7 protein-coding genes are annotated in these 6361 nt (G+C 70.2%); 2 read left to right on the top strand and 5 right to left on the bottom strand.

Annotated features, from left to right (window positions below):
• Window positions 1-105: 105 nt before the first annotated feature.
• A complete protein-coding gene (locus ACYVAG_RS16255; protein WP_460771389.1) occupies window positions 106-1368 on the top strand; it encodes an integrase catalytic domain-containing protein in 1263 nt (420 codons plus the stop codon).
• Between the two features lie 225 nt (window positions 1369-1593).
• Here the strand turns inward: ACYVAG_RS16255 and ACYVAG_RS16260 are convergent, their stop codons facing one another.
• From ACYVAG_RS16260 to glp, 5 genes are all read right to left on the bottom strand, one after another.
• Window positions 1594-2352 carry a hypothetical protein gene (locus ACYVAG_RS16260; RefSeq protein ID WP_460771391.1) on the bottom strand — a complete coding sequence of 253 codons (759 nt, stop codon included), beginning with the start codon at window positions 2350-2352 and terminating at the stop codon, window positions 1594-1596.
• Between the two features lie 111 nt (window positions 2353-2463).
• Window positions 2464-3096: a GNAT family N-acetyltransferase gene (locus ACYVAG_RS16265; protein ID WP_460771393.1), complete on the bottom strand. Its 633-nt coding sequence runs from the start codon at window positions 3094-3096 to the stop codon at window positions 2464-2466.
• Window positions 3096-3611, bottom strand: a complete 516-nt coding sequence (locus tag ACYVAG_RS16270; RefSeq protein ID WP_460771396.1) for a MogA/MoaB family molybdenum cofactor biosynthesis protein — start codon at window positions 3609-3611, stop codon at window positions 3096-3098. Before ACYVAG_RS16270 ends, ACYVAG_RS16265 begins: the two co-directional genes overlap by 1 nt.
• Before the next feature lie 40 nt (window positions 3612-3651).
• Window positions 3652-4140 carry a cyclic pyranopterin monophosphate synthase MoaC gene (gene moaC / locus ACYVAG_RS16275; RefSeq protein ID WP_460771398.1) on the bottom strand — a complete coding sequence of 163 codons (489 nt, stop codon included), beginning with the start codon at window positions 4138-4140 and terminating at the stop codon, window positions 3652-3654.
• Window positions 4133-5449 carry a molybdotransferase-like divisome protein Glp gene (gene glp / locus ACYVAG_RS16280; RefSeq protein WP_460771399.1) on the bottom strand — a complete coding sequence of 439 codons (1317 nt, stop codon included), beginning with the start codon at window positions 5447-5449 and terminating at the stop codon, window positions 4133-4135. Before glp ends, moaC begins: the two co-directional genes overlap by 8 nt.
• A gap of 18 nt (window positions 5450-5467) precedes the next feature.
• On the opposite strand from glp, the gene ACYVAG_RS16285 reads away from it, so the two are divergent.
• Window positions 5468-6178, top strand: coding sequence for a 5-formyltetrahydrofolate cyclo-ligase (locus tag ACYVAG_RS16285; protein WP_460771401.1), 711 nt, complete (start codon window positions 5468-5470; stop codon window positions 6176-6178).
• Window positions 6179-6361: the final 183 nt, after the last annotated feature.

Genomic DNA, 6361 nt, shown 5'->3' on the forward strand with positions numbered 1-6361 from the left:
CAACCCCGCACGCGGCGGAAATCACCGCGTTGACTCACCCTAAATGCCCGCGTATGTGGATTCGTTGACTCATCTCAAGATGCCCGCGTGGGGAACGCTACGGGAATGGAGCTGTTGATGGGTGAGCGCCGGGCAGTCACCAAGGCGATGCGGACCAAGTACGCAAAGGGCACCAAGACCGAGAAGACCGAGGTCCTCAACGCGTTGTGCACGGCAACGGGCTGGCATCGTGACCATGCCCGCAAAGCCTTACGGGCAGCGATCCTGTTGGGCGATACCCCGCCCCCGGCACGGAAGCCACGCGACCCGGCGCGCCGGTACGACGACGCCGCCATCGACCTGCTCACCCGCTGCTGGGCGATGCTGGACGGACCATCAGGAAAACGCCTGAAACCCGCCCTCGACACGGTCTTGGACAACCTCGCCCGCCACGGCCACCTCCATGACACCCAAACCGCCACGATCCTCGCAGTCCGCAGCATGTCGGCGGCCACGATCGACCGCCGCCTGGCCGGGGCCCGCCTCGGGCTGGTCGCCCGACACGGCGTCTCCCACACCCGCCCCGGAAGCCTGTTGAAGACGTCGATCCCTCTGAAGACGTGGGCCGAGTGGAACGACACCACCCCCGGAATCCTCCAGATCGACCTCGTCGGACACGAAGGCGGTGACAACAACGGCCACTTCTTCTACACCCTCGACGCCACCGACATCCCGACCGGCTGGACCGAGGCCATCACCGTGCGGTCCAAAGGCGAACGGATCGTCGCGACCGCGCTGGAACAACTCCAACTACGCTTCCCGTTCCACATCGCTGGCATCCACACCGACAACGGCTCGGAGTTCATCAATCACCACCTCCTGCGCTGGTGCACCAATCGGGAGATCACCTTCAGCCGCGGCCGTGCCTCCCACTCCAACGACCAGGCCCACATCGAGCAGAAGAACTGGTCCGTGGTCCGCCGCAACGTCGGCTACCACCGCTACGACAACCCCCGCGAGCTCGACCTCCTCAACCAGCTCTGGCCACTGGTCTCCACCCAGGTCAACCTTTTCCTGCCCCAGCAGAAACTCCTCACCAAGACCCGCCACGGCGCCCGCGTGACCAAGACCCACGACACCGCCACCACCCCCTACCAGCGGCTGGCCCGAGACCACGACGACGTCCTCGATCCCCACGACCTCCACGACCTCACCACCCGTCACCACGACACCGACCTCATCGCGCTGAAACACACCATCAGTGACCTTCAAGGCAACCTGCTCGAACTCGCCCGCCGACGCGGCACCATCGAGCGCCGCGCCAAGACCAACCACGTCTACCTCAACCGCCAGAAAAATCAGCTCCCCCACCCGGGCATCTTCACCTGAGTCAACGACTCCGACGAAGCGGGCATCTTGACATGAGTCAACAGGATCACTCAACGGCGGCGCTGCAGGGGACGCCATGCGTACGCCCGGCCGTCATTCTGGGCCGCCATCCGCAGGGCGGCCCGGGGCGTCGATGACGGCCTGCATGCGGGCCGCCAGACGCACGAGAGGCCGCCATGCCATGGCGGCCTCGAATGACGGCCCGTGACGCCACGGGTCCCCAGCTCACTCCCCCGACGCCTTCTTCCGCGGCTGCTCGACCTCCACGTCCTCGACCTCCGTCGCCGACTTCGGGTCCGCCGTCACCGGCGCCGGCGCCGACGGCGCGGAGAGATCGATCGTCCGGACCGTACGAGGGGGCGTCGGCGTCTGCACGTAGGTTGGCGTCGTGACGGGGACCGCGTCCCACAGTGCGCTGCCCGACGGCTTCGGGGCGCCCAGGGCGACCTCCACGACCGTGCTGCCTGCCGCGCCGCCGTCGACCTTCTCCAGGTCATCGGCCGACAGCACGACGGTGTCCTCCTCGTTCCCGCGGCGCAGGCTGTCGAGGATCTCGCGGCGCTCGCGGTCCATCGACGCCACGCTGATGCGCGCGGCCCCCACGAACACGACGAGCAGCCCGACCGGGATCGCCGGCGTCCACACCGGCACGAGACCGGCGATCGTCACCCCGACCACCACGACGAGCGCGACCATGATCGAGATCAACAGCACCCGACGGCGACCGGCCGCGCGCTGGTCGCGGCGCTTCAACTCACCCAGGGCGGCCCGGCGCGTGAACGGCGTCGAGACCTCGACGTCGGGGCCCTCCTCGGGCTGCGACACGATCGAGCCGTCGCGGACGATGCGTACGGAATCGGAGAAGCGTTCCGCGGGGTCGCTCGGGACGGCGGCGTCGCGCTGGCTGCGCCGAATCCACGCCGGCACGAGATACGCCAGCCAAGCCGCCACGATGGCTCCGAAGATCAGTCCCGTTGTCCCCACGCCGCAACGGTAGGGGGCCGCGTACGCCGCCCGTCCGACATTTGCGGAGTGTCGTGAGATTCCTTCCCAGCAACGGCAATTCGACGACCGCTCCCCAGCCGGAATCAGACGTCAGCCCCGTGGCGTACGCGTGGCCAAATAGCGCGCCAGCAGCCCCTCCGGCACCTCGCCCGCGTTCAGCGCGAACACCAGGTGGTCGCGCCAGTCGTGGTTGATGTGCAGGTAGGCCGGGCGTACGCCCTCGAACCGGAACCCCAGCTTTTCCACCACCCGCAGGGATTTTCCGTTCTCGGGGCGGATGGCGACCTCCATGCGGTGCAGGCCGAGCACGTCGAAGCAGTGGTCGGTCGCCATGGCCACGGCGGTCGGCACGATGCCACGGCCGGCCAGCCGTTCGTCCACCCAATAGCCGATCTGGGCGAACTGGGCCGACCCGCGCACGATGCCGCTCACGGTGACCTGGCCCGCCAGCCGCGGTTTGGCGCGCGGGTCCGCGCCCTCCGAGGAGTCCCAGCACACCAACCAGGGCAGGGATCGCCCCTCCTTGGCCTGCCCGTTCAACAACCGCACGAGGGCGCGGAACGACGCCGGACCCGGCTCACCCCCGGGCGGCACGGTCGCCTCCCACGGGTGCAGCCAGTCGCGGTTGTCCCGGCGTACGCGCTCCCACTCCCGCGCGTCGGACGCCTTCAGCGGCCGCAGCACCACGCCGCCGTGGCGCAGCACGACCGGCCAGTGGTCCATCAGTGGTCCCCGCCGCGCAGCTGGCTGATCGCGTGCGGCAGCACGGATCCCAGCACCTCCATCGCGTCGCGCACGCCGCCGGTCGAGCCGGGCAGGTTGATGACGAGCGTACGCCCGGCCACGCCCGCAACGCCGCGCGTGAGCAGCGCCGTCGGGAGTCCCTTGGCGACGCCGAAGCGGGCGACCTCGGCGACCAGGTGGGGCAGTTCGAGGTCGAGCAGCGGGCGGGTGGCCTCGGGGGTGCGGTCGTTCGGGTTGATGCCGGTGCCGCCGGTGGTGAGGACGAGGTCGACCTCGGCGATCGCCGCCCTCAGGGCCGGCTGGAGCTCGGGGCCGTCGGGGACGACGACGATGGGGTCGACCGCGAAACCCAAGCCTGTCAGCGATTCCGCGAGGATGGGGCCGGAGCGATCGGGGTAGATGCCGGACGCGGCGCGGGTGGAGACGGTGATGATGCGGGCGCGGCTCCTCGTCTCGCTGGCGCTCGCTCGGAGAACGTCTGCCTGGGGCTCCATGGACTCGCTGGCGCTCGCTCGCAGAACGTCTGCCTGGGGCTCAGTCGCGTCGCCAGTCACCGCTGCGTCCTCCGGACTTCGCGACCACGCGTACGTCGCCGATCACCGCGAGCCTGTCGATCGCCTTCACCATGTCGACCACAGTCAGCGCGGCGACCGAGACCGCCGTCAGCGCCTCCATCTCGACCCCGGTGCGCTCCATGGTCTTCACGGTCGCGGTGAGGTCGACGCCGTGGTCGACGACCTCGGCGGTCACCTCCACCGCGGTGGTCATGATCGGGTGGCACAGCGGGATCAGCTCGGGGCACCGCTTCGCCCCCTGGATGCCGGCGATCCGTGCCACGGCAAGGGCATCGCCCTTCGGCACGTCGCCGGACCGAAGCACGCGTACGCAGTCCGGCGACAGGCGTACGCTCGCCGCCGCCGTCGCGGTGCGCGCGGTGACCTGCTTGTCGGAGACGTCGACCATGCGCGCCTGGCCCGACGCGTCGAGGTGGGTCAGGCCGGACGCCGAGATCGGATCACTCATCGAGCATCCACACCATGACGGCCTCGCCGGCCGACACGACCTCGGTGTCCTCGTCGATGACGACGAGGGCGTTGCTGCGCTGGAGACTGCCGAGCAGGTGGGACGACGCTCCGCCGACGGGCGTGGCCATGCGGCGGCCGCTCGGGTCGGTGACGACCTCGGCGCGGACGAACTGGGCGCGGCCCTTCGGCGAGCGGAGGATCGTCGACGTGATGGCGCGTACGGGCTCGCGGTCGTGGGGCAGGACGCCCATCAGCTTGCGGATGACGGGGCGGACGAACGCCTCGAACGAGACGAACGCGCTCACCGGGTTGCCGGGCACCATGATCATCGGGATGCGGTCCTCGCCGATCAGGCCGAATCCCTGCGGCTTGCCGGGCTGCATCGCGACCTGGGTGAAGTCGGTGAGGCCCAGGGTCGGCATGACCGACTTCACCACATCCCAATCGCCCTGGCTGACTCCGCCCGACGAGATGATGAGGTCGGCGCGGACGAGCTGGTCGGAGATCGTCTGGGCGATCTCGTCGGGGTCGTCCGACACCAGGCCGACGCGGAACACCTGGGCGCCGGCGGCCTTCGCCGCGGCCGCGAGCATGTAGGAGTTCGAGTCATAGATCTCGCCGCGGTCGCCGAGAGGCAGGCCCGGATCGACGAGCTCGGTGCCGGTCGACACGACCACGACGCGGGGGCGCGGGCGGACGAGCACCTTGTCGATGCCGATGCCGGCGAGCAGGCCGACCGTACGAGCGTCCAGCCGGTGGCCGACCTTGAGCAGTTGGTCGCCGTCGGCGATGTCGGAGCCGCGCAGCCGGATGTTCTTGCCCTGCTCGACCGAGCCGAAGACCTGGACGTCGTCGGCGCCGCGGTCGGTCAACTCGTACTGCACCACCGCGTCCGCGCCCTCCGGCACCGGGGCGCCGGTCATGATCTTCATCGCCGTGCCGGGCGGCAGCGGCGCGTCGGCCACGGTGCCCGCGGCGATCTCGCCGACGACGGCCAGCGTGATCGGGTGCTTCTCGCTCGCGCCTGCGGTGTCGGCCGCGCGCACCGCGTACCCGTCCATCGCCGAGTTGTCGAAGCCCGGCAGGTCGAGGTCGGACGCGATGTCCTCACAGATCGACAGTCCGAGAGCGTCGAGGATCTGCATGCCGAACGGCGGGAGCGGCTCGATCTGGTCGAGCAGATATTCCCGATGGGCCTCCCACGGGCGCAGCCCATTCTCGTCCGACGCGGGAGGGGCGGGAAGCGTGGGCTTCGGCTCCTCCTCGACGGGCGCGGTGGTCTTCTTCTTCCGGCCGAACAATGCCATGGGCCCTACGATAGGTGGATGCAGCCGCCCCGCCCCGCAGGACGCACCGGCCCCGGCCCAGACGCGGTCCCCTCCGACGATCTCCGAGCGAGCGCCAGCGAGGAGAGGAGCGCCGACGACACCGCCCTCGCCGAGGCGAAATCCATGCTCCGCAAGGCCATCCGCCAGCGCCGCGCCGCGCGCTCGGACACCGATCGCCGCGCGGCCGACCACGCGCGCGCCGAGCGCGTGCTCGAGTTCCTCGGCGACGTCGACGGGCTGCGCATCGCGTGCTATCTGTCGGTCGGCGACGAGCCCTCGACCCTCGAGATCATCGGCGCCCTGCAGGCGCGCGGCGCCCGCATTCTCCTTCCGGCGTTGGGAAAGCGCGACGACGGTACGCCGCGGCGCGACCCAGACTGGGCGTGGTACGCGGGCCCCGACGCCCTGCGTACCGGCCTTTGGGGCATCCCCGAACCGACCACGCCGCCGCTGGGCGCAGAAGGCCTCGCGAAGGCGGAGGTCATCCTGTGCTCGGGCCTCGCGGGCAGCCCGACGGGCGACCGTCTGGGCGTGGGCGGCGGCTGGTATGACCGGGCCCGCGCGTACGCCGACCCCGGCACCCCGGTCGTGCTGCTGGTCAACGACGACGAGGTGCTGCCGGCGCTCCCGATGCAGGACTGGGACCGCCCGGTGGACGTGGTGATCACGCAGGAGCGGACGCTGGGGACGGGTGGGGGTTCGCGCTGAACCTGAGGGTTCGCGGTCACGTACCCCCTCCGGCACGAACCCCACGGTGCAGGACGGAGCGTGTCAAGGTTTCTGTGTAAGTGGTGGCCTGGTGGGTTAGAGGTAGGGGTTGATTCGGTCGGGGTAGACGAGGGCGAGTTCGCCGAGGGCGGCTTTCCAGCCTTGGATGACGGAGCCTTCGAC

The sequence above is a fragment of the Mariniluteicoccus flavus genome, assembly GCF_054776655.1.